General features: G+C 65.1%; 20 protein-coding genes. 8 read left to right on the top strand and 12 right to left on the bottom strand.

Going from position 1 to position 21,630, the window contains the following annotated elements; translation table 11 throughout:
• Positions 1-77 precede the first annotated feature (77 nt).
• Complete coding sequence (queA, locus tag OKW45_RS30100) at positions 78-1,136, bottom strand: tRNA preQ1(34) S-adenosylmethionine ribosyltransferase-isomerase QueA (RefSeq protein WP_429472745.1); 1,059 nt, start codon at positions 1,134-1,136, stop codon at positions 78-80.
• Between the two features lie 189 nt (positions 1,137-1,325).
• Here queA and recG point away from each other — a divergent pair, with 189 nt between their 5' ends.
• From recG to ubiA, 6 genes are all read left to right on the top strand, one after another.
• Entirely contained in the window at positions 1,326-3,674 is a 2,349-nt protein-coding gene (gene recG / locus OKW45_RS30095) for an ATP-dependent DNA helicase RecG (protein WP_429472744.1), read from the top strand.
• A 102-nt stretch (positions 3,675-3,776) separates the two neighbouring features.
• Positions 3,777-4,736 (top strand): LysR substrate-binding domain-containing protein, encoded by a 960-nt coding sequence (locus OKW45_RS30090; protein WP_018419456.1) that lies wholly within the window; start codon positions 3,777-3,779, stop codon positions 4,734-4,736.
• Positions 4,737-5,148: 412 nt separating this feature from the next.
• Positions 5,149-6,603 carry a catalase gene (locus OKW45_RS30085; protein ID WP_429472743.1) on the top strand — a complete coding sequence of 485 codons (1,455 nt, stop codon included), beginning with the start codon at positions 5,149-5,151 and terminating at the stop codon, positions 6,601-6,603.
• 96 nt (positions 6,604-6,699) lie between these two features.
• Entirely contained in the window at positions 6,700-6,864 is a 165-nt protein-coding gene (locus OKW45_RS30080) for a hypothetical protein (protein ID WP_429472742.1), read from the top strand.
• Positions 6,865-7,017: 153 nt separating this feature from the next.
• Positions 7,018-7,515, top strand: coding sequence for a Dps family protein (locus tag OKW45_RS30075; RefSeq protein WP_018419460.1), 498 nt, complete (start codon positions 7,018-7,020; stop codon positions 7,513-7,515).
• A 191-nt stretch (positions 7,516-7,706) separates the two neighbouring features.
• A complete protein-coding gene (gene ubiA / locus OKW45_RS30070; RefSeq protein ID WP_429472741.1) occupies positions 7,707-8,570 on the top strand; it encodes a 4-hydroxybenzoate octaprenyltransferase in 864 nt (287 codons plus the stop codon).
• 131 nt (positions 8,571-8,701) lie between these two features.
• Here the strand turns inward: ubiA and proC are convergent, their stop codons facing one another.
• The 6 genes from proC to OKW45_RS30040 form a co-directional block, all read right to left on the bottom strand.
• A complete protein-coding gene (proC, locus tag OKW45_RS30065; protein ID WP_429472740.1) occupies positions 8,702-9,517 on the bottom strand; it encodes a pyrroline-5-carboxylate reductase in 816 nt (271 codons plus the stop codon).
• A 76-nt stretch (positions 9,518-9,593) separates the two neighbouring features.
• Positions 9,594-10,292, bottom strand: coding sequence for a YggS family pyridoxal phosphate-dependent enzyme (locus tag OKW45_RS30060; RefSeq protein WP_429472739.1), 699 nt, complete (start codon positions 10,290-10,292; stop codon positions 9,594-9,596).
• Positions 10,293-10,328: 36 nt separating this feature from the next.
• Entirely contained in the window at positions 10,329-11,555 is a 1,227-nt protein-coding gene (gene glcF / locus OKW45_RS30055) for a glycolate oxidase subunit GlcF (RefSeq protein ID WP_429472738.1), read from the bottom strand.
• Between the two features lie 8 nt (positions 11,556-11,563).
• Positions 11,564-12,652, bottom strand: a complete 1,089-nt coding sequence (gene glcE / locus OKW45_RS30050; RefSeq protein WP_184002334.1) for a glycolate oxidase subunit GlcE — start codon at positions 12,650-12,652, stop codon at positions 11,564-11,566.
• A gap of 179 nt (positions 12,653-12,831) precedes the next feature.
• The gene (locus OKW45_RS30045; protein ID WP_429472737.1) at positions 12,832-14,325 is read right to left on the bottom strand and encodes an FAD-linked oxidase C-terminal domain-containing protein; all 1,494 of its coding nucleotides are present in this window, start codon (positions 14,323-14,325) and stop codon (positions 12,832-12,834) included.
• 153 nt (positions 14,326-14,478) lie between these two features.
• Positions 14,479-15,897, bottom strand: coding sequence for an FAD-linked oxidase C-terminal domain-containing protein (locus OKW45_RS30040; protein WP_429472736.1), 1,419 nt, complete (start codon positions 15,895-15,897; stop codon positions 14,479-14,481).
• A 223-nt stretch (positions 15,898-16,120) separates the two neighbouring features.
• Between OKW45_RS30040 and OKW45_RS30035 the strand changes: the two genes are divergently transcribed.
• Positions 16,121-16,675 carry a cob(I)yrinic acid a,c-diamide adenosyltransferase gene (locus OKW45_RS30035; RefSeq protein WP_429472735.1) on the top strand — a complete coding sequence of 185 codons (555 nt, stop codon included), beginning with the start codon at positions 16,121-16,123 and terminating at the stop codon, positions 16,673-16,675.
• Positions 16,676-16,729: 54 nt separating this feature from the next.
• Here the strand turns inward: OKW45_RS30035 and OKW45_RS30030 are convergent, their stop codons facing one another.
• The 3 genes from OKW45_RS30030 to aroG all read right to left on the bottom strand — a co-directional run bounded on the left by OKW45_RS30030 (position 16,730) and on the right by aroG (position 18,680).
• Positions 16,730-17,062 (bottom strand): helix-turn-helix domain-containing protein, encoded by a 333-nt coding sequence (locus tag OKW45_RS30030; protein ID WP_018419469.1) that lies wholly within the window; start codon positions 17,060-17,062, stop codon positions 16,730-16,732.
• Positions 17,059-17,403, bottom strand: coding sequence for a type II toxin-antitoxin system RelE/ParE family toxin (locus tag OKW45_RS30025; protein WP_429472734.1), 345 nt, complete (start codon positions 17,401-17,403; stop codon positions 17,059-17,061). Before OKW45_RS30025 ends, OKW45_RS30030 begins: the two co-directional genes overlap by 4 nt.
• 203 nt (positions 17,404-17,606) lie before the next feature.
• A complete protein-coding gene (aroG, locus tag OKW45_RS30020; RefSeq protein ID WP_018419471.1) occupies positions 17,607-18,680 on the bottom strand; it encodes a 3-deoxy-7-phosphoheptulonate synthase AroG in 1,074 nt (357 codons plus the stop codon).
• A gap of 136 nt (positions 18,681-18,816) precedes the next feature.
• Here aroG and OKW45_RS30015 point away from each other — a divergent pair, with 136 nt between their 5' ends.
• The gene (locus OKW45_RS30015) at positions 18,817-18,990 is read left to right on the top strand and encodes a hypothetical protein (protein WP_429472733.1); all 174 of its coding nucleotides are present in this window, start codon (positions 18,817-18,819) and stop codon (positions 18,988-18,990) included.
• A gap of 106 nt (positions 18,991-19,096) precedes the next feature.
• Here the strand turns inward: OKW45_RS30015 and tldD are convergent, their stop codons facing one another.
• Together tldD and OKW45_RS30005 are read right to left on the bottom strand one after the other, a co-directional pair.
• A complete protein-coding gene (tldD, locus tag OKW45_RS30010) occupies positions 19,097-20,563 on the bottom strand; it encodes a metalloprotease TldD (protein ID WP_429472732.1) in 1,467 nt (488 codons plus the stop codon).
• Positions 20,564-20,650: 87 nt separating this feature from the next.
• Positions 20,651-21,514, bottom strand: coding sequence for a carbon-nitrogen hydrolase family protein (locus tag OKW45_RS30005; RefSeq protein WP_429472731.1), 864 nt, complete (start codon positions 21,512-21,514; stop codon positions 20,651-20,653).
• Positions 21,515-21,630 lie beyond the last annotated feature (116 nt).

Below are 21,630 nucleotides of genomic sequence, written 5' to 3'. Positions count from 1 at the left end.
AATCAATGAAAAACCGCCACGAGGGATCGCGGCGGCCAGGAAAACTGCCAATACGCTGAAGCAGTGCTCGAACCGGCTCATGCATCGCGCCGCGTGAGCAGCATCGCGTCACCGTAGCTGAAAAAGCGATAGCGCTCGTCGATCGCATGACGGTACGCGGCGCGAATCGTCTCGACGCCCGCGAACGCCGACACCAGCATCAGCAGCGTAGATTTCGGCAAATGGAAGTTCGTGACCAGCCGGTCGACCACGCGGAACCGGTAGCCCGGCGTGATGAAGATGTCGGTTTCCGCGCTCGCCGCGGCGAGCGGATGGCCGGCCGCTTCGGCGTCGCGCGCGGCGGCTTCGAGCGCGCGCATCGACGTCGTGCCGACCGCGATCACGCGGTTGCCGCGCGCTTTCGTCGCGGCGATCTTGTCCGCGAGCGATTGCGGCAGGTGATACCACTCGCTGTGCATCTTGTGCTCGGCGATTTTTTCGACCCGCACCGGCTGGAACGTGCCCGCGCCGACGTGCAGCGTCAGCGTTGCGCGTTCGACGCCGTGGGCGTCGAGCCTCGCGAGCAGCGCGTCGTCGAAGTGCAGGCCGGCGGTCGGCGCGGCGACCGCGCCCGGGTTCTGCGCGAATACGGTTTGATAGCGGGTTTCGTCGGTCGCGTCGGGGTCGTGCTCGATGTACGGCGGCAGCGGCAGACGGCCGTACTGCTCGATCAGCGTCAGGCAGTCGTTGGGGAAATGCAGCGTGTAGAACTGATCGACGCGCTCGCCGACGGTGACGTCGAACGCATCCGCGAGACGGATCGTCGTGCCTGCCTGCGGGCTCTTGCTCGCCCGGATCTGCGCGAGCGCGCTGCGCTCGCCAGTCAGGCGCTCGACCAGCACTTCGATCTTGCCGCCGCTTGACTTCTGGCCGAAGAAGCGCGCCTTCAGCACTTTGGTATCGTTGAAGACGAGCAGATCGCCCGACGCGAGGCACTCGGGCAGTTCGGTGAAGCGGCGGTCGATCAGGCGCGCGGCGCCATCGGCGGCGCCTGCGGCGTCCACGTCGAGCAGACGGCTTGCGCTGCGCTCGGGCAGCGCGACTTGCGCGATCAGCTCGGGCGGCAGATCGAAATCGAAATCGGAAAGCGTAAACATGCGAACGACTGGAAGCGGGTTGGGACGGATTTGGGACTGAATTGAGCCGAAGCCGGAGCCGGGCGGCTATGATGGCGGGACGCCGAAGCGGCCCGCGCGCTTTGTGCCGCATCCTGCCTACGCTGGACGCGCGAAGGGCGGCACGACTTCTTTTCGACAACAGCCGATATTGTACTTGCGAAGCTGCCCATGCCTTTGTCCGACCGCCGATCGTCCGTTGCCACCCTCGAAGCGGGCGCCGAACCGAGGCGCCGCGGTGCGCGGGCGGAGGCGGGGGGGCGGGATGCGGCGGAACGTGGCGCGCAAGGTGGCATGATGGCCGCCGGCCACGATGCCGGGCGCGACGGCGACCATGCCGGCGCCGCCGCGGGCGACTCTCCCGATGAATTCGCGGCCGGCTCCGCGAACGGCGACAAACCCGCCGCTAAAACCAAGGCTACGACGAAGGCCGCCGCCAAACCTGCAGCCAAAGCTCCCGTCAAAACCGCCGACAAGCTCGCCAAACTCGGCCTCACACGCGACATCGACCTCGTGCTGCATCTGCCGATGCGCTACGAAGACGAAACCTCGCTGACGCCGATCGCTCACCTGCTGCCCGGCGGCATCGCGCAAACCGAAGGCGTGGTGTTCGACAATGAGATCGCCTATCGTCCGCGCCGGCAGCTGCTGGTGAAGCTGCGCGACGCCGACGGCGACGAGCTCGTGCTGCGCTTTCTGAATTTCTACGGCTCGCAGGTCAAGCAGATGGCGCCCGGCGCGCGCCTGCGCGTGCGCGGCGACGTGCGCGGCGGCTTCTTCGGCATGGAGATGGTGCATCCGACCGTGCGCGTCGTCGATGAAGACACGCCGCTGCCGCAGGCGCTGACGCCGGTCTATCCGAGCACCGCGGGCGTGTCGCAGGCGTATCTGCGCAAGGCGATCGACAACGCGCTCGCGCGCACGTCGCTGCCGGAGCTGCTGCCCGCGCCGGTCGCGCGCGCGTTTCTCGACCCGCTCGGGGTGCCGGCGCTGATGGACGCGGTGCGCACGCTGCATCATCCGGGCCCGCAGTCGGACGAAACGGCGCTGATCGATGGCACGCATCCGGCTTGGGTGCGCATCAAGTTCGAGGAACTGCTCGCGCAGCAGATGTCGCTGAAGCGCGCGCACGACGAGCGGCGCACGCGCGCCGCGCCGGCCATGCCGCGCCGCAAGCTCGGCGACGAGTCAGCGCTGGTCGCGCGGCTGCTGAAGGCGCTGCCGTTTTCGCTGACGGCCGCGCAGCAGCGCGTCGGCGGCGAGATCGCGCTGGATCTGACGCAGCCGCATCCGATGCAGCGGCTGTTGCAAGGCGACGTCGGCAGCGGCAAGACGATCGTCGCGGCGCTCGCCGCCGCGCAGGCGATCGACGCCGGCTACCAGGCCGCGCTGATGGCGCCGACCGAAATTCTCGCCGAGCAGCACGCGCGCAAATTGCGCGGCTGGCTCGAGCCGCTCGGCGTGAATGTCGCGTGGCTCGCGGGCAGTCTGAAGACCAAGGAGAAGCGCGCCGCGATCGAAGCGGCCGCGCTCGGCACCGCGCAGCTCGTGATCGGCACGCACGCGATTATCCAGGACGCGGTCGAGTTCGCGCGCCTCGGGCTCGTGATAGTCGATGAACAGCATCGCTTCGGCGTCGCGCAACGGCTCGCGTTGCGCGCGAAGGCGCAGGGCGCCGCCGACGGCGCGGCCGACTTCCAGCCGCATCAACTCATGATGTCGGCGACGCCGATTCCGCGCACGCTCGCCATGACCTACTACGCGGACCTCGACGTCTCCACGATCGACGAACTGCCGCCCGGCCGCACCCCGATCCTCACGAAGCTCGTGTCCGACGCGCGCCGCGAAGAGGTGATCGGCCGCGTGCGCGAGGCGGCGTTGACGGGGCGCCAGGTGTACTGGGTGTGTCCGCTGATCGAGGAAAGCGAGACCCTGCAGCTGCAAACCGCGGTCGAGACCTACGAGACGCTGGTGGCCGCGCTGCCCGAGCTGAAGGTCGGGCTGGTGCACGGGCGCCTCGCGCCCGTCGAAAAGGCCACGGTGATGGACGCGTTCTCGCGCAACGAGATCCAGCTGCTGGTCGCGACCACGGTGATCGAGGTCGGTGTCGACGTGCCGAACGCATCGTTGATGGTGATCGAGCATGCGGAGCGCTTCGGTCTCGCGCAGCTGCATCAGTTGCGCGGACGCGTGGGGCGCGGCAGCGCCGCGTCGGTCTGCGTGCTGCTCTACACCGGACCGCTGTCGATGACCGCCCGCGCGCGCCTGCAAACGATGCGCGAAACCACAGACGGCTTCGAGATCGCCCGCCGCGACCTCGAAATCCGCGGGCCCGGCGAGTTCCTCGGCGCGCGGCAGTCAGGCGCCGCGATGCTGCGTTTCGCCGACTTGCAGAACGATCAGCACCTGATCGAGCCGGCGCGCGAAGCCGCCGCGACGCTGCTCGACCAATATCCGGACGTGGTCATTCAGCATCTGGCGCGCTGGCTCGGTGCGCGCGAGCAGTATCTGAAAGCCTGACCGCCGTGCCCGCCGCAAGCGCAACGGCTAAAAAGTTGGCGAACCGACCCTATAGGTGTATAACTAGAACCTATCGAATCCATCGGACTGATTGATCCCCGAATGACGCTCACCGAATTGAAATACATCGTGGCGGTGGCCCGCGAGCGGCACTTCGGCCGGGCCGCCGAAGCGTGTTTCGTCAGCCAGCCCACGCTGTCCGTCGCCATCAAGAAGCTCGAAGACGAGCTGAACGTGCAGATTTTCGAGCGCGGCACCAGCGAGGTCAGCGTGACGCCGATCGGCGAACAGATCGTCACGCAAGCCCAACGCGTGCTCGAGCAGACGCTCGCGATCAAGGAAATCGCCAAGCAGGGCAAGGACCCGTTGGTCGGTCCACTGCGCCTCGGCGTCATCTACACGATCGGGCCGTACCTGCTGCCGACGCTCGTCAAGCAGATGATCCAGCGCGTCCCGCAGATGCCGCTGATGCTGCAGGAAAACTTCACGCTGAAACTGATCGAGCTGCTCAAGCAGGGCGAAATCGACGTGGCGATCATGGCGCTGCCGTTTCCCGAAACCGGGCTGATGCTGCGTCCGCTGTACGACGAGCCGTTCGTGGTCGCGCTGCCGTCCGGCCACGCATGGGAAAGCCGCCCGAAGATCGACCCCGACGACCTGAAGCAGGAAACCATGCTGCTGCTCGGCAGCGGCCACTGCTTCCGTGATCACGTGCTGGGCGTGTGTCCCGAGCTGATGCGCTTTTCGCAGAACGCCGACGGCATCCAGAAGACCTTCGAGGGCTCGTCGCTCGAAACGATTCGTCACATGGTCGCAAGCGGCGTCGGCATTACCGTGCTGCCGCGCATGTCGGTGCACGAGGTCAAGCCGCATGCGGGCGGTATCGACGCGGGCCTGCTCAGCTATGTCGCGTTCGACGAGCCGGTGCCCGATCGCCGCGTCGTGCTGGCGTGGCGCAAGAGCTTCACGCGCATGCCCGCGATCGACGCGATCTGCGAAGCAATCGCCGCGTGCGACCTGCCGGGCGTCAGAAAGCTCGATCTGCCGGCCGCCGTCAACTGACTCGCCATCATCCGCAGCCGCGCCGGACACCGGTGCGGCCTGCCGCAAAAAAGGGCGCAAGCCCTATCGAATAGATTAATTTAATCAAATACGAATATTCGATAGATATTGCTATAGTTTCCTCCATGGATCGCCCGATCCCCTTATTCGACAAGGCTCAGCGCCCAGACTCCGAGTCGGGGCGCGAGACAAGCCAGGAGGAAAACACCATGCAAGCGGTTTCACAGCCCATCCACGCTTTTCCCGCGCAACCGGCCACGACGGTCGCCGCGCCGAGTATCCGTACGGTCGCCGTGTCGTTGCTGGCCGACCGGGTGCTGGCCGCCTGACGTGCCTACCCGTGACGGCGTCCGTCGCGCACGGATGCCGCATGCTTTTCCCCCGATTCGATAGAAACCACGCAGGAGTGCCCATGTCCGAACGTAAGCTCACCAATGCCGCCGGCGCGCCCGTCGCCGATAACCAGAACTCGATGACCGCCGGCCCGCGTGGCCCCGTGGTGCTGCAGGACGTCTGGCTGCTCGAAAAACTTGCGCACTTCGATCGCGAAGTGATTCCCGAGCGGCGCGTTCACGCGAAGGGTTCGGGCGCGTTCGGCACGCTGACGGTCACGCACGACATTTCGCGCTACACGAAGGCGAAGGTATTCGCGCAGGTCGGCCAGGAAACGCCGCTTTTCATGCGCTTTTCGACGGTGGCCGGCGAGCGTGGCGCGGCCGACGCCGAGCGCGACGTGCGCGGCTTCTCGATCAAGTTCTACACCGAAGAAGGCAACTGGGACGTGGTCGGCAACAACACGCCGGTGTTCTTCATCCGCGATCCGCTGAAGTTCCCGGACTTCATCCATACGCAGAAGCGCGATCCGTACACGAATCTGCGCAGCAATGTCGCCGCGTGGGATTTCTGGTCGACTCATCCGGAGTCGCTGCATCAGGTGACGATTCTGATGAGCGATCGCGGCATTCCGAAGAACTACCGGCAGATGCACGGCTTCGGCTCGCACACGTACTCGTTCATCAACGCGAACAACGAGCGTTTCTGGGTCAAGTTCCACTTCAAGTCGCTGCAGGGCATCGAAAATTTCAGCGACGCCGAAGCCGCGCAGGTGGTCGCCAATGACCGCGAAAGCGCGCAGCGCGATCTCGTGAGCAGCATCGATGCGGGCAACTTCCCGAAGTGGCGCTTCGCAATTCAGGTGATGCCGGAAGCGGATGCGGCGAACTACCGCTTCAATCCGTTCGACATCACGAAGGTGTGGTCGCAGAAGGACTATCCGTTGATCGACGTCGGCACGCTTGAACTGAATCGCAACGCGGCGAACTATTTCGCGGACGTCGAGCAGGCGGCGTTCACGCCGGCGAACGTGGTGCCGGGCATCGGATTTTCGCCGGACCGTCTGTTGCAGGGGCGGCTGTTCTCGTACGGCGATACGCAGCGTTACCGGCTCGGCATCAATCATCACCAGATTCCGGTGAATGCGCCGCGCGTGCCGAACCCGCATTCGTTTCATCGCGATGGCGCGATGCGCACCGACGGCAATAGCGGCGGCAACGTGAATTACGAGCCGAATCGCTTCGGCGACTTCGTGCAGGACGAGAACGCGTCCGAGCCGCCGCTCGCGGCGGGCGCGGTCGCGCGTTACGAGCATCGCGAGGACGACGACTACTACACGCAGCCGCGCATGTTGTTCGCGCTGTTCGACGACGCGCACCGTGAGCGTCTGTTCGCCAATATCGCGCGACATATCGACGGCGTGCCGCCGCAAATCGTCGCGCGTCAGATCGAGCATTTCCGCCGCGCCGATCCGGCTTACGCGGAAGGTGTGATCGCGGCGCTCGCCGCGTTGCGGGAAGGCAGGAACCGCTAGGCGTCATATACGCGGCGGATGGCAAAGCAGTGTCAAAGTAATCGACGGCGCGGCGCATTGCTGCGGGCCGTCACGAGACGAACCCGGAGTACGATCATGATTCGGATGATGATGGCGAGCATCGGCGGTCGGGCCGTCGCGCCGGGCAAGCAGGCGCAATGGCAGGCGTTGATGTTTCGCAAGGCGCTGGGCTTTGCGATCGTCGCGAGCGGCTTTGCGGTAATCGCCGCGCAGGCGTTGCAACACGCGCTGGGCGGCTGAGCGCAGTACCGCCAGAATGGCCGCGCAGCAAGGCTCTCGGGCACGTGTTGCGCAATCCTTGCGGCATTCACGCTACACTGTCGGACGTTTTATTCGTGTTTCCGCAGACCGTCATCTGCCGACCGGTTCGTATCACTCTTCAAAGGAGTCATCATGGCCAAGAAAGAAGCCGCAACAGCAGTACAGCACGTCAACATCGGGATCAGCGACAAGGATCGCAAGAAGATCGCCGAAGGGCTGTCGCGTCTGCTCGCCGACACCTACACGCTGTACCTGAAGACCCACAACTTCCACTGGAACGTCACGGGTCCGATGTTCAATACGCTGCACCTGATGTTCGAAACGCAGTACAACGAACTCGCGCTCGCGGTCGACTCGATCGCCGAACGCATCCGTGCATTGGGCGTGCATGCGCCGGGCAGCTACAAGGATTTCGCGAAGCTGTCGTCGATCCCCGAAGCGGACGGCGTGCCGGCCGCGGAAGACATGATCCGTCAGCTGGTCGAAGGTCAGGAAGCCGTGGTGCGCACCGCGCGCGCGATTTTCCCGTCGACGGAAGCCGCCAACGACGAGCCGACCGCCGACCTGCTCACGCAACGTATGCAGACACACGAAAAGACCGCATGGATGCTGCGCTCGCTGCTCGCCTGATTTGGCGCAGTTGAGCCGTGCTAAAAACGCACAAGCCTCCCTGCACGGGAGGCTTTGTTTTTTGCGCCGCTGCCGCGTAACGCACTGATGCGAGCGCGTGGCACTTCGATACGCGGCCGTGCGAATCCTGGGCCGCCGTGCGCTTCCCGTAAAATAGGCGCACCGTGTTCGCACTTCACCGAATTCGTCCCATGTTCGCCCGATTTCCCCTGTATCTGCGCCTCGTGCGCATGGACAAGCCGATCGGCAGCCTGCTGCTGCTGTGGCCGACGCTCAACGCACTGTGGATCGCGTCCGGCGGTCATCCGTCGTGGCAATTGCTGGTGATCTTCACGCTCGGCACGGTGCTGATGCGCTCGGCCGGCTGCGCGATCAACGACTACGCGGACCGCGATTTCGACCGTCACGTGAAGCGCACCGAGAACCGGCCGATCACGTCCGGCAAGATCAATGCGTGGGAAGCGGTCGTGCTGGCAACCGTGCTGTCGCTGATCGCGTTTCTGCTGATTCAGCCGCTCAATGCATTGACCAAGGAGTTGTCGATGGTCGCGCTGTTCGTCGCCGGCACGTATCCGTTCATGAAGCGCTTCTTCGCGATTCCGCAGGCGTATCTTGGCATCGCGTTCGGCTTCGGTATTCCGATGGGGTTCGCCGCGGTGCAGGATCACGTGCCGCTGCTCGCGTGGGTGATGCTGGTCGCGAATATCTTCTGGGCCGTTGCGTACGACACCGAATACGCGATGGTCGATCGCGACGACGACATCAAGATCGGCATCCGTACGTCGGCGCTGACGTTCGGCCGTTTCGACGTGGCCGCGGTCATGCTGTGCTATGCAGTGACGCTCGGGATTTACGTCGGCATTGGCGTGACGCTCGGGTTTGGTCCGCTGTACTGGCTCGGCTGGGCGGTCGCGGTGGGTTGCGCGATCTATCACTACACGCTGATCCGCCATCGCGAGCGCATGCAGTGCTTTGCCGCGTTCCGTCACAACAACTGGCTCGGCGGCGCGTTGTTCGCGGGGATCGCCGCGCATTACGTGGTGGCTTCGTTTTAATTCGCGTCAGCGCTTTTCTGGCTTCAGACCGCTGCGTTTCTACACGCCGTAGGCGCCTGCCCTGATTAGAAGAAGGACAGTCGCGCTACGGCGTGTCTGTTTCCGCTGTTTCCTTTCGACGCCGGTTCGCGTTACTGCTTGCCGAATTCGTCGCCCATCTCGCGCGCCCGCGCGTCGGCGGCCAGTGCGCCGCGCACGATCGCGTCCTTGATGCCGCTCGCTTCGAACGAGGCGAGCGCTGCCGCGGTCGTGCCGCCTTTGGATGTCACGCGCTCGCGCAGCACGCTCGGCGGCTCGTCGGAATTGGCCGCAAGTTGCGCGGCGCCCGTGAAGGTCGCGACCGCCAGCGCGCGGCCCTGCGCTTCGTCCATACCGAGCTGGCGCGCGGCTTCCTGCAGCGCTTCGATGAAATAGAACACGTAGGCCGGCCCGCTGCCCGAGATCGCGGTGACCGCGTCGATCTTCGCTTCGTCGTCGAACCAGACGGTTTCGCCGACCGCGCCGAGCACCTGTGACGCGAGCGCGCGGCCCCCTTCGTCGACGCTGCCGCTGGCGACGAGACCCGTGACGCCCATGCCGATCAGCGCCGGCGTATTCGGCATCACGCGCACGACGCGGTTGTGGCCAGCGAGCCAGCGCGACATGTCGTCGATGCGAATGCCCGCGACGATGCTGACGACGAGTTGCGACGCGCGCAGATGCGGCGCCAGCGTCCCGGCTACGCTCTTCAGGATCTGCGGTTTCACCGCGAGCACGACCGCGTCGTAGTCGGCGAGCGTGACGTCGGCGGCCGCGCCGGTGCGGATACCGAATTGCTGCTCGTTGCGCTGGCGCGCGTCTTCGTTCGGATCGATCGCGTACAGGTCCGCGGGCGCGACGCCCCGCTTGATGAGGCCGCCGATCAACGCCGCGGCCATGTTGCCGCCGCCGATAAACGCAATTTTCATGATGGTCCGGATAGGTTCAGATGAGATGCGGTGAGGGCTTCGCGCAGCCAGGTTCGCGCAAGGCCCGTGGAAAAGCTCAGCGGGAATAATCGCGTGCGCCGAAGATCGCGGTGCCGACGCGCACGATCGTTGCGCCTTCGAGCACGGCTGCTTCGAGATCGGCCGACATGCCCATCGACAGCGTATCGAGCGCGAGCCCGTCGTTACGCAAGCGCTCGAACAGCTCGCGCAATTGGCGATGCGGCGCGCGTTGTTCTGCGAGATCGCCGCCAGGTTCGGGAATCGACATCAGTCCGCGCAGCTTCAGCTTCGGCAGCGCGGCGATCTGTTGCGCGATAGCGGCCGCCTCGGCGATGGCGACGCCACTCTTCGACGCTTCACCGCTGACGTTGACCTGCAGGCACACGTTGAGCGGCGGCAGGTTGTCCGGGCGCTGCTCCGACAGCCGCTGCGCGATCTTCAGCCGATCGACCGAATGTACCCAGTCGAAATGCTCGGCGACGGGCCGCGTCTTGTTCGATTGCAGCGGTCCGATGAAATGCCATTCGAGCGACGCGCGCAGATCGGCAAGTGCCTGGATCTTGTCGAGCGCTTCCTGCACGTAGTTCTCGCCGAATGCGCGCTGACCGGCCGCATGAGCGGCGCGCACGGCATCGGCGGGAAACGTCTTGGAGACCGCGAGCAGCGTCACGGACTGCGCGTCGCGGTGGGCCGCTTGCGCGGCCCTGGCGATACGCTCGTGAACGTCGGCGAGATTGTGAGGCAGATCGGACATGGAACGAACCGGTGTTCAGCGAAGACGATGGCCCGATTATACGGACAGCATGTGCTCGACCAATTCGATCCAGTGCGCGACCGGCGTCGACGTACCGCTTTGCAGATGCGCGATGCAACCGACGTTCGCCGACACGATCACCTGCGGCTCCTGCGCCTGCAAACGCTCGAGCTTCTGGTCGCGCAGCGCGTACGACAGGCGCGGCTGCAGCAGCGAGTAGGTGCCGGCCGAGCCGCAGCACAGATGGCTGTCGGCGGGCAGGCGCACTTCGACGCCGAGCGCGCTGAGCAGTTGCTCGACCTTGCCGCGGATCTGCTGGCCATGCTGCAGCGTGCAGGGTGGATGAAACGCGACCGTGTGTACCGAGCGACGGCGCGTGATGGCGACGAGCTTTTCTTCGAACTCGGACAGGACCTCGGAGACGTCGCGCGTCAATTCGACGATGCGGCGCGCCTTCTCGGCATAGTTCGGATCGAGGCGCAGCAGGTGCGCGTATTCCTTGACCGTCGCGCCGCAGCCCGACGCGTTCATCACGATCGCTTCAACGCCCTGTTCGACGTAGGGCCACCATGCGTCGATGTTCGCGCGCAGGTCGTCGAGCGCTTCGTCGTGGTAGCCGAGGTGCAGGCGGATCGCGCCGCAGCAGCCGGCGTCGGGCGCGATCAGCGTTTCGATGCCGAGCGCATCGAACACGCGCGCGGTCGCGATGTTGACGTTCGGCATCATCGACGGTTGCACGCAGCCCGCCAGCATCAGCACCTTGCGTTCGTGTTTTGCGCCCGGCCATGCGAGCGGGCGTTGGCGCGCGGGCACCTTGTCGCGCAGCTTCTTCGGCAGCAGGCCGCGCACGTGCTGACCCAGACGCATCGCCGGCGTGAAGATCGCGCTGTTCGGCAGCACGCTCGCGAGCAGGCGCCGCATCAGCCGCTGATTGAGCGGACGCTTGACTTTCTCTTCGGTGAGCTTGCGGCCGATTTCGACGAGCCGCCCATATTGCACGCCCGACGGGCAGGTCGACTCGCAATTGCGGCAGGTCAGGCAGCGGTCGAGGTGAACCTGCGTGCTGCGCGTGACCGGCGCGCCTTCGACCATCTGCTTGATCAGATAGATGCGCCCGCGCGGGCCGTCGAGCTCGTCGCCAAGCAGTTGGTAGGTCGGGCAGGTGGCCGTGCAGAAACCGCAATGCACGCATTTGTGCAGGATGGCGTCCGCTTCGTTGCCATCGGGCGTATTGCGAATGAAGTCCGCGAGGTTGGTTTGCATCGCGTCGCTCAGAAGTCGGAGTAGAGACGGCCGCGGTTGAAGATGCGGGCCGGGTCGAATGCATGTTTGAGGCCGCGATGGATTTTCATCAGCGGCGCGGGCAGCGGTGTGAATACGCCGGCGCTGCGGTCGTAGCCGTGGCCGCCGCGGAAGATGGTCGCGTGGCCGCCGGCCTGTTTCGCGCTGATGCGCACGGTTTGCGCGTCGGTGTCGGTGATCCACCAGCGCTGGCCGCCGCCCCATTCCATCAGTTGCGCGCCGGGCAGCTGCAGCGGCTCGGTGATCGACGGTAGCGCGAGGCGCCACAGCGCGGCCTTCGGCGGAATGCCCGCGAAAAACGAATCGGTCTGTTCGCGCAGGCCGGCCCAGAAGCGTTCAGCTTCGACCGCATCGACGACTTCGCCGCCGAGCCCGGTGCGCGCTGCCTTGACCGCGGCTTCCGCGCCGCCCAGGCGCACCGCGAGCGTGCCGTTGCGCCATGCGCTCGCGGTGATCGGCAGCGGCCGGCCGCCCCATTCGTTGAGCTTGCGTACCGCATCGGTGCCGTTCATGTCGAACTTCAGCGTGGCTTCGACTTGCGGCCGCGGCAGCACTTTGACCGACAGCTCGAGGATCAGCCCGAGCGTGCCGAGCGAGCCCGCAAGCAGCCGCGACACGTCGTAACCCGCGACGTTCTTGACGACCTGGCCGCCGAAGTGCAGCACCTGCCCCTGGCCGTTCATCACGACGGCGCCGAGCACGAAATCGCGCGCGGCGCCGACGGCCGGCCTGCGCGGCCCCGAAATGCCAGCGGCGATGCAGCCGCCGAAGGTGGCCTGCGGCCCGAAGTGCGGCGGCTCGAACGGCAGCATCTGGTCGTGCTCGGCGAGCGCGGCTTCGATTTCCAGCAGCGGTGTTCCCGCGCGCGCGGTGATCACGAGCTCGGCCGGATCGTACGCAATGATGCCGCGATAAGCGCGCGTGTCGAGGATCTCACCTTCCAGCGTCTGGCCATACCAGTCTTTGGTGCCGCCGCCGCGTATGCGCAGCGCGCGTCCCTCGGCGCTGGCCGAACGCACGCGTTCGGACCATACGGCGACGATGTCGTCCTCTTCCATGGTGTCCTGCTCGTCGTGTTTCGTTTGATTGTACCGGGCGGCGGCTCGCTGGCAAGCCGGAGCGCACCCGCATGACGGGGCGCGGCATCGGTCTGGAGGGGCGCGCGCAAAGCGCCGCGCAGGCCGCGCGAGCATCAGCGCGGGCGCGGCGAGCGGATGCGCGCTGCAAACGCCAGCCGCTAGAAGCGCGGCAGCTCGGGATGAGGCAGCAGCCCGCCGCGCACGTGCATCTTGCCGTATTCGGCACAGCGCGCCCGCGTCGGGATGCCCTTGTCGGGGTTCAACAGGCCGGGCGCGTCGAATGCTCGCTTAACCGCGTGGAACGTGTCGCGCTCTTCGGGCGAGAACTGCACGCACATCGAATTGATCTTCTCGATGCCGACGCCATGCTCGCCCGTCACCGTGCCGCCCAGCTCGACGCAAGCTTCGAGGATGTCGCAACCGAACAACTCGGCGCGATGCCACTCGTCCTGGTCGTTGCCGTTGAACAGGATCAGCGGGTGCATGTTGCCGTCGCCGGCATGGAACACGTTGATGCAGCGCAACTGGTAGGTCTTCTCCATCTCCTCGATGCGCGCGAGCAGCGGCCCGATACTGCGGCGCGGCACGGTGCCGTCCATGCAGTAGTAGTCCGGCGAAATGCGGCCGGCGGCCGGAAACGCGTTCTTGCGCCCGGACCAGAAGCGCAGGCGCTCGGCTTCCGTGCGTGAAATCTGGATACGGGTCGCGCCATGCTCGCGCAGCACCGCGGTCATGCGCACGATCTCGGCCGCGACTTCCTCGGGCGTGCCGTCCGATTCGCACAGCAGGATCGCCGCCGCGTCGAGGTCGTAGCCCGCGTTGACGAACTCCTCGACCGCGCGCGTGGCGGGCTTGTCCATCATCTCGAGGCCGGCCGGAATGATGCCCGCCGCGATGATGCCCGCAACGGCGTCGCCGCCTTTGACGACGTCGTCGAAGCTGGCCATGATGACCTGCGCCGTTTGCGGCTTCGGGATCAGCTTGACGGTGACCTCGGTGACGATCGCGAACATGCCCTCGCTGCCGATCAGCACCGCGAGCAGATCGAGCCCCGGCGCGTCAGGCGCGAGCGAGCCGAATTCGACGATCTCGCCTTCCATCGTGACCGCGCGCACGCGCAGCACGTTGTGCACGGTGAGGCCGTACTTCAGACAATGCACGCCGCCCGAATTCTCTGACACGTTGCCACCGATCGTGCAGGCGATCTGCGACGACGGATCCGGCGCATAGTAAAGACCATACGGCGCCGCGGCTTCGGAGATCGCCAGATTGCGCACGCCCGGCTGCACGGTCGCGATGCGCGCGTACGAGTCGACTTCGACGATCTTGCGAAAGCGCGCGAGCGATACCACCACGCCGTGCCGAATCGGCATCGCGCCGCCGGACAGGCCGGTGCCCGCGCCGCGCGGCACGATGGGCACCTCGAGGCGATGGCAGATCTGCACGATGCGCTGCACCTGCGACTCGGTTTCCGGCAACACGACCGCGAGCGGCAGACGCCGGTACGCAGCGAGTCCGTCGCATTCGTACGCGACGGTGTCTTCTTCGCGATACAGCAGACAGTGGGTCGGCAACACGGCCATCAGCGCCTGCGCGACTTCGCGCTGACGCCGCGCGAGGACTTCGGCCGACAGTTCAGCGGGTGCGTTCATGTGAGTTGTCTCCTCGTGGCTTGCGCCGGTCCGGCTTCGTGGTTCGAGCCGGCTGTTTCGTGCTGCCTGCTTCGCATCACTTGCGTGTTCAGCTTGGCGCGGTTGCCGCTGGGCGTGTCAGCGGTTTGCCGCGGCCGCCATGCGCAGTGTCGATCAGGCCGCCGCCCAGGCGAAAATCTTGCCCGGGTTCATCAGATTGCGAGGGTCTAGCGCGTGCTTGATGGAGCGCATCGTGTCGACCGCGACGTCGCCGTGCTCCTCGAGCAGAAAGCCCATCTTGTGCAGGCCGATGCCATGCTCGCCGGTGCAGGTGCCGTCCATCCGCAGCGCGCGCTGCACGATGCGATGGTTCAGGCGCTCGGCTTCCTCGAGCTCTTCGCGCTTGTCCGGGTCGATCAGGATCGCGACGTGGAAGTTTCCGTCGCCGACATGGCCGACGATCGGGCAGGGCAGCGGCGACGCCAACAGATCCTGCTCCGTTTCGACCACACACTCCGCGAGACGCGAGATCGGCACACAGACGTCGGTGGTCACCGCGCGCGAGCCGGGCTTCAGTTGCAGCATCGCGAAATAGGCGTTGTGACGCGCGTTCCACAGACGGCTGCGGTCTTCGGGGCGCGTCGCCCATTCGAAGCCTTCACCGGCATTCTGTGCGGCGATTTCCTGCACGAGTTCGGCCTGTTCCTTGACGCCGGCCTCGGTGCCGTGAAATTCGAAGAACAATGTGGGCGCTTCGCGCAGTGTCAGATTCGAATGGCGATTGATCGAGCGGATCGCAAGTGAATCGACGAACTCGACACGCGCGATCGGCACGCCGATCTGGATCGTCTCGATGACCGCGCGCACCGCGTCGCCCATCGACGGGAACGTGCACACCGCGGCCGACACCGCCTCCGGCTGCGGATAGAGGCGCAGCGTGATTTCCGTTATCACGCCGAGTGTGCCTTCCGAGCCGACGAACAGGCGCGTGAGGTCGTACCCCGCCGACGATTTGCGCGCGCGCGAGCCGGTCTTGATCACGCGGCCATCGGCGAGCACGACCGTCAGGCCGAGCACGTTCTCGCGCATCGTGCCGTAGCGCACGGCGTTGGTACCCGACGCGCGGGTTGCCGACATCCCGCCGATGCTCGCGTCCGCGCCGGGGTCGATCGGGAAGAACAGGCCGGTGTCGCGCAGCGCTTCGTTCAGTTGCTTGCGCGAGATGCCGGGCTCGACGGTGACGGTCAGGTCTGCGGCGTTGATCGACAACACCCGGTTCATTTCCGACAGATCGATCGACACGCCGCCTTGCACGGCAAGCAGATGTCCTTCGAGCGACGAGCCATTGCCGTACGGAATGATCGGCACGTCGTACTGGCCGCACAGCTTGACGGCGGTTTGCACGTCTTCGGTTGTACGCGCGAACACGACGGCGTCAGGCAGTTGCGGATCGAACGGTGATTCGTCGCGGCCGTGGTGCGCACGCACGGCTTCGGCAACGGAGACCCGATCGCCGAAAGCGGCTTTGAGCTGGTTCAGCAATGCGGCGGGAAACGGCCGGCGTAGCGGCGCCGGCGGCACGGGATGGTTCACGCATGTCTCCTGTGTCGACCGGAGTTAGCGCTACAGCGCTTACTCCGGTCCCATGAAAGTTTCTTTAGATAACGGTCTGTTTGCAGCAACTGTTTCATTTTACGCCGTTCGCCCACCAGGCGGCGCTGGGGCGGCTTCCGCTCATATAATGGCGGCGATTTCGCGATGCGTGCAATATGGACAAACCAGCTGGCAGCATCGTCACTAATGCATGGGAGACGTCATGGGCAATCGCCTCAGCAAGATCACCACTCGCACCGGCGACGACGGCACCACCGGTCTCGGCGACGGCCGCCGCGTGCGCAAGGACAGCGCGCGTATCGCCGCGATTGGCGACGTCGACGAACTCAATTCGAATCTCGGCGTGCTGTTGTGCGAGAAGCTGCCCGAGAACGTGCGCGCGGCGCTGGTCGCAATCCAGCACGACCTGTTCGATCTGGGCGGCGAGCTGTGCATTCCCGGTCACACGATGATTACCGAACAGCATCTCGCGCAGCTCGACGGTTGGCTCGCCGACTACAACGCCACGCTGCCGCCGCTGAAGGAATTCATTCTGCCGGGCGGTTCGCGCGCGGCCGCGCTCGCGCATGTGTGCCGTACCGTTTGCCGCCGCGCGGAGCGGGCGATCGTCGCGCTTGGCGAATACGAGGCGCTGAACGCGGCGCCACGTCAGTACGTGAACCGGCTGTCCGATCTGCTGTTCGTGCTGGCGCGCGTGCTCAATCGCGCGGACGGCGGCACCGACGTGCTCTGGCAGCACGATCGCGGCGCGCCTTGAATGGCGACGCACATGTGCGCATAGACACGCATGGTGCTTCGCACGAGCCGACGCTCAACCGACGGCGAGCGTGACCGGCTTGCCGATGCGGCTCAGCATTTCCACGAGCGTGTCGATCGTGAACTTGTTGGTTTTCTTGTTGACGACGTCGGACACGCGCGGGCGCGACACCATCAGAATTTCGGCCGCCTCGGCCTGCTTCAGATGATGCTGTTCGATCCACGTGGACAGCTCGGTCATCAGCTGTTCCTTGAGCAGCCGCGTGTCGTTGATCTGCTTTTGCGACGCATCGTGAAGGCGCTTCGCTTCCTCGGCGGAAAAACCGAGTTCGAGGAACACGTTCGCGCCGGCTCGCGTTACGTGACGAATGTTGGTGTCGATCGTCATGGCTGGGTGGTCCTGTAATGGGTGATGGCGCGGTAGCGCATTTCGGCAATTTTTCTGTCGCGCGGTCCGAGCCTCTGCGTTTTCTTCTGAAAGCAATGCAGCACGTACAGCGCTTCGGCGTATTTGGTCACGTACATCACGCGAAAAATGCCGTCCTGGTCTCTGATGCGAATTTCGCGCGTTCCCGCGCCGATAGACTCGAATGGTTTCCAGTCGTCAGGGTCGAGTCCTGACTGAATCTTGTGAAGCTGAAACCCTGCGAGACGACGTGCTTCGTCGGGAAAAACGAGCAAATCACAGTAGCGGGAGCCTAACCAGCGAATTTCTTTTTCCTGCTCCATCGCCACCTCGTGTATAAAATCTTATACGCATTCTCCAGCCTGGTCAAGCGTGTAAGCGACCAGGCAACGAGTTATGACGATATCGAGGCGGCAGGCTGACTACCATTCGTCCGAATGGCCAATAAAAAACCCGGTTCGATATTGAACCGGGTTTCTTCCACGGACTGCCGACAAGCCCCCGCAGTGGCTGCGGGGGCAGGTGTTCAGTTGCCGCTGCCGCGCGCGACGCGGCGCTGCCTGACCGCTTCGGCAAGGCCTTCGAGCACGGCGACGCTCTCATCCCAGCCGATGCACGCATCGGTAATGCTCTGCCCGTACGTGAGCTCGCAGCCTTCCTGCAGATCCTGGCGGCCCGCGACGAGATGCGACTCCACCATCACGCCGACGATCCGCTCGTCACCCGTGGCAATCTGACGGCCGATGTCCGCGCACACAGGAATCTGGTTCTCGTGCTTCTTCGAGCTGTTGGCGTGGCTCGCATCGATCATCAGACGCGCGGCGAGGCCCGCCTTACCGATGTCCGCGCAGGCCGCGTTGACGCTGTCGGCGTCGTAGTTCGGCGTTTTGCCGCCACGCAGAATCACGTGGCAGTCCTCGTTGCCCGCGGTCGATACGATCGCCGAGTGGCCGCCCTTCGTGACCGACAGGAAATGGTGCGGCTGCGAGGCGGCCTTGATCGCGTCGACGGCGATCTTCACGTTGCCGTCCGTGCCGTTCTTGAAGCCGACCGGGCACGACAGTCCCGAAGCCAGTTCCCGGTGCACCTGCGATTCGGTCGTGCGCGCGCCGATGGCACCCCACGAGATCAGATCCGCGATGTACTGCGGGCTGATCATGTCGAGGTACTCGGTGCCGGCCGGCAGGCCGAGTTCGTTGATGCGCAGAAGCAGCTCGCGCGCGGTGCGCAGACCTTCGTTGATCTTGAAGCTGTTGTCCATATGCGGGTCGTTGATGAGACCCTTCCAGCCCACCGTCGTACGCGGCTTTTCGAAGTACACGCGCATCACGACTTCGAGTTCGCCGGCAAAGCGCTTGCGCTGCTCGATCAGACGCCCCGCGTATTCGATCGCGGCCTTCGGATCGTGAATCGAGCACGGTCCGATCACGACGATCAGACGATCGTCCATGCCGTGCAGAATGCGATGCATTGCGGTGCGCGAGTCGTAGATCACGTTGGAAACCTTCTCGTCGCAGGCAAATTCGCGGATCAGGTGAGCGGGCGGCGTGAGTTCCTTCAATTCGCGGATGCGGACATCATCGGTATTGTGCGGGGGCATGTTGTTCTCCTGAATCGGTTCGTAGCGTGTTCGCGCGGGCAACGGGGGCGATCAGTCAGCGATCAAACAGCGAGGCCAGAGCGGACGACGATCAAAAAATGGTCAACGACAAAATGTCAGTCAGGTATCGAAAAGCGTGAGCCGAAAAAAAACCGCCAGGCTAGCTGGCGGTTTTTCGGGAATTCTCGGTGTCCTGCGTGCACTAACACCCCTCTCGATCCGCCAGCGGTCTGAGATACCAAAAAAAGTAAAAATAAAATTTGGCGGACATGGCGAAGTGAATGCGTCGCTGGTCAAAAAGGGTGAGTGACTTTATAACCCGGTACAGGCTCGGCTGACAAGCTGGGGCGTCGAAAAATGCGGAAAACCCGCACGCTTCTCGCCTTGCGTGCGCGAAGCGTGCATCCGCGACGAAATCAGGCCGTGCCGCCGACCGTCATCCGCTCGATGCGCAGCGTCGGTTGACCGACGCCCACCGGCACGCTCTGGCCTTCCTTGCCGCACACGCCCACGCCCGAATCGAGCTTCATGTCGTTGCCGATCATCGTGACGTACTTCAGCGATTCCGGTCCGCTGCCGATCAGCGTCGCGCCCTTGACCGGATACGTGATCTTGCCGTTCTCGATCATGTACGCCTCGGAGGCCGAGAACACGAATTTGCCGTTCGTGATGTCGACCTGACCGCCGCCGAAGTTCACCGCATACAGGCCGTTCTTCACGGACGCGAGGATTTCTTGCGGGTCCTTGTCGCCGTTCAGCATGTAGGTGTTGGTCATGCGCGGCATCGGCAGCGCCGCGTACGATTCGCGTCGAGCGTTGCCGGTGACCGGCATCTTCATCAGACGCGCGTTCAGCGTGTCCTGGATGTAGCCCTTCAGGATGCCGTCCTCGATCAGCGTCGTGCACTGGGTCGGATTGCCTTCGTCGTCGATATTGAGCGAGCCGCGACGATTCGGCAGCGTGCCGTCGTCGACCACGGTGACGCCCTTCGCGGCGACTTGCTCGCCGATGCGTCCCGCGAATGCCGACGACCCTTTGCGGTTGAAGTCGCCCTCGAGCCCGTGGCCGATCGCCTCGTGCAGCAGCACGCCGGGCCAGCCCGGCCCGAGCACGACGGTCATCGCGCCGGCCGGCGCCGGACGCGCGTCGAGATTGACGAGAGCGGCGTGCACCGCATCGTCGACATAGCGCGATAGCACTTCATCGGTGAAATAGCCGTAGTCGAAACGCCCGCCGCCGCCGCCGCTGCCGATCTCGCGGCGGCCGTTCTGCTCGGCGATCACCGTCACCGAGACACGCACGAGCGGCCGGATGTCGGCCGCGAAGCCGCCGTCGCTGCGCGCGACCAGCACCACGTCGTATTCGCCGGCGAGGCCCGCCATCACCTGCTGGATGCGCGGGTCGCGGCCGCGCGCCATCTGCTCGATGCGCTCGAGCAGTTTGACCTTGGCGGTGGCGTCGAGCGAATGCAGCGGGTCGGACGGCAGGTACAGATCGCGCCCGGCGATGCCGGTCAGCGACGACGCCGCCTTGATCTTCTGCTTGCCGCCGCCTGTCTTGGCGATCGCGCGTGTGGCGATGGCCGCCTGGCGGATCGCTTCGGGCGACAGGTCGTCCGAGTAGGCGAACGCGGTGCGGTCGCCCGACACGGCGCGCACGCCGACACCCTGATCGATGCTGAAGCTGCCCGACTTCACGATGCCTTCCTCGAGACTCCACGCTTCGCTGCGGGTGGTCTGGAAGTACAGGTCCGCGTAGTCGACGCGGTGCGTGAAGATTTCGGCGAGCGTGCGCGTGAGCAGCGATTCGTCGAGACCATAGGGCGTGAGGAGGATGTCCTTGGCGGCGGCGAGATTACGGATACCGGGTTCGATGATGTTCATGCGAAGTATGTTCTGCTCGATACGAAGGGGTCGGGGAGCGCCTGCGTCGCAATATGCGTGGCAGGCGCCGCAGTTTCAATGTCGGTTTCAGGTCAGCACGCGATGACGCCATGCCGGCAGGCTCTGCCGCACCTCGTCGATGCGCGCGCGTTCGAGGTTGCCCGCGACCACGCCGGCGCCCTCATCGCGCACCGCGACGATCTCGCCCCACGGGTCGATCAGCATGCTGTGGCCCCAGGTGCGGCGGCCGTTTTCATGTTTGCCGCCTTGCGCCGCGGCGAGCACGTAGCACTGGTTTTCGATCGCGCGAGTGCGCAGCAGCAGCTCCCAATGCGCGCGGCCGGTCGTGTAGGTAAACGCGGACGGCACCACGATCAGCGTGCAGTCGCCCATGCGCCGGTACAGCTCGGGAAAGCGCAGATCGTAGCAGACCGACAGGCCGACCCGGCCGAATGGCGCCTCGAAGCTTTGCACCGAGGTGCCGGGTCGAATCGTGCGCGCTTCGTCGAACGATTCTTCGCCCTTTTCGAAGTTGAACAGGTGGATCTTGTCGTAGCGCGCGGCCTCGTTGCCGTTCGGGTCGAACACCAGCGTCGTGTTCAGTACGCGCGACGGCTCCGGTGCGTTCAGCGGCAGGGTGCCGCCGATCACCCAGATCTGGTGGCGGCGCGCGGCGTCGGCGAGAAAGCGTTGGATCGGGCCGTCCTGATGCGGCTCGCGCACGGCGAGCTTGTCGGTGTCCTTGAAGCCCATGAAACAGAAATACTCGGGAAGCAGCACGAGTTGCGCGCCGTCGGCGGCGGCTTCGGTGATCAGGCGCTCTGCGTCGGCGAGATTGCGATCGCGATCCGGCGAACTGACCATCTGCAGCGCGGCAACCCGGAAGGGGCTGGCTACAAGGCCGCTGGACGTTGCGGCGGATGCGGATGAAGTGACGTGTGTTTCGCTCATGAGCGTGTCGAAAGACTCCCGGCGGGCGGCGGTGTGAAGCGCGGGCGCCGCATGCATGGTTCTGGGCTGGCTCGGCCCCGTTGGCGCATTGAGTCGATAGAGCGGCACGAGCGGCC

The organism is Paraburkholderia lebeckiae (assembly GCF_050436225.1).
GTDB classification, from domain to species: Bacteria; Pseudomonadota; Gammaproteobacteria; order Burkholderiales; family Burkholderiaceae; genus Paraburkholderia; species Paraburkholderia tuberum.
The sequence above is the reverse complement of the archived record's forward strand: the minus strand, read 5'-3'. Positions and strand labels throughout refer to the sequence as shown.

Coding starts and splice junctions, on each gene's coding strand:
- ubiA (WP_429472741.1), top strand. CDS start 7,707: ATGTTCGCCCGATTTCCCCTGTATCTGCGCCTCGTGCGCATGGACAAG.
- OKW45_RS30045 (WP_429472737.1), bottom strand. CDS start 14,325: ATGAACGCACCCGCTGAACTGTCGGCCGAAGTCCTCGCGCGGCGTCAG.
- proC (WP_429472740.1), bottom strand. CDS start 9,517: ATGAAAATTGCGTTTATCGGCGGCGGCAACATGGCCGCGGCGTTGATC.
- OKW45_RS30030 (WP_018419469.1), bottom strand. CDS start 17,062: ATGACGATCGACACCAACATTCGTCACGTAACGCGAGCCGGCGCGAAC.
- glcF (WP_429472738.1), bottom strand. CDS start 11,555: ATGCAAACCAACCTCGCGGACTTCATTCGCAATACGCCCGATGGCAAC.
- OKW45_RS30025 (WP_429472734.1), bottom strand. CDS start 17,403: ATGGAGCAGGAAAAAGAAATTCGCTGGTTAGGCTCCCGCTACTGTGAT.
- OKW45_RS30005 (WP_429472731.1), bottom strand. CDS start 21,514: ATGAGCGAAACACACGTCACTTCATCCGCATCCGCCGCAACGTCCAGC.
- aroG (WP_018419471.1), bottom strand. CDS start 18,680: ATGCCCCCGCACAATACCGATGATGTCCGCATCCGCGAATTGAAGGAA.
- OKW45_RS30090 (WP_018419456.1), top strand. CDS start 3,777: ATGACGCTCACCGAATTGAAATACATCGTGGCGGTGGCCCGCGAGCGG.
- queA (WP_429472745.1), bottom strand. CDS start 1,136: ATGTTTACGCTTTCCGATTTCGATTTCGATCTGCCGCCCGAGCTGATC.
- OKW45_RS30060 (WP_429472739.1), bottom strand. CDS start 10,292: ATGTCCGATCTGCCTCACAATCTCGCCGACGTTCACGAGCGTATCGCC.
- OKW45_RS30075 (WP_018419460.1), top strand. CDS start 7,018: ATGGCCAAGAAAGAAGCCGCAACAGCAGTACAGCACGTCAACATCGGG.
- OKW45_RS30080 (WP_429472742.1), top strand. CDS start 6,700: ATGATTCGGATGATGATGGCGAGCATCGGCGGTCGGGCCGTCGCGCCG.
- tldD (WP_429472732.1), bottom strand. CDS start 20,563: ATGAACATCATCGAACCCGGTATCCGTAATCTCGCCGCCGCCAAGGAC.
- OKW45_RS30035 (WP_429472735.1), top strand. CDS start 16,121: ATGGGCAATCGCCTCAGCAAGATCACCACTCGCACCGGCGACGACGGC.
- glcE (WP_184002334.1), bottom strand. CDS start 12,652: ATGGAAGAGGACGACATCGTCGCCGTATGGTCCGAACGCGTGCGTTCG.
- OKW45_RS30085 (WP_429472743.1), top strand. CDS start 5,149: ATGTCCGAACGTAAGCTCACCAATGCCGCCGGCGCGCCCGTCGCCGAT.
- recG (WP_429472744.1), top strand. CDS start 1,326: ATGCCTTTGTCCGACCGCCGATCGTCCGTTGCCACCCTCGAAGCGGGC.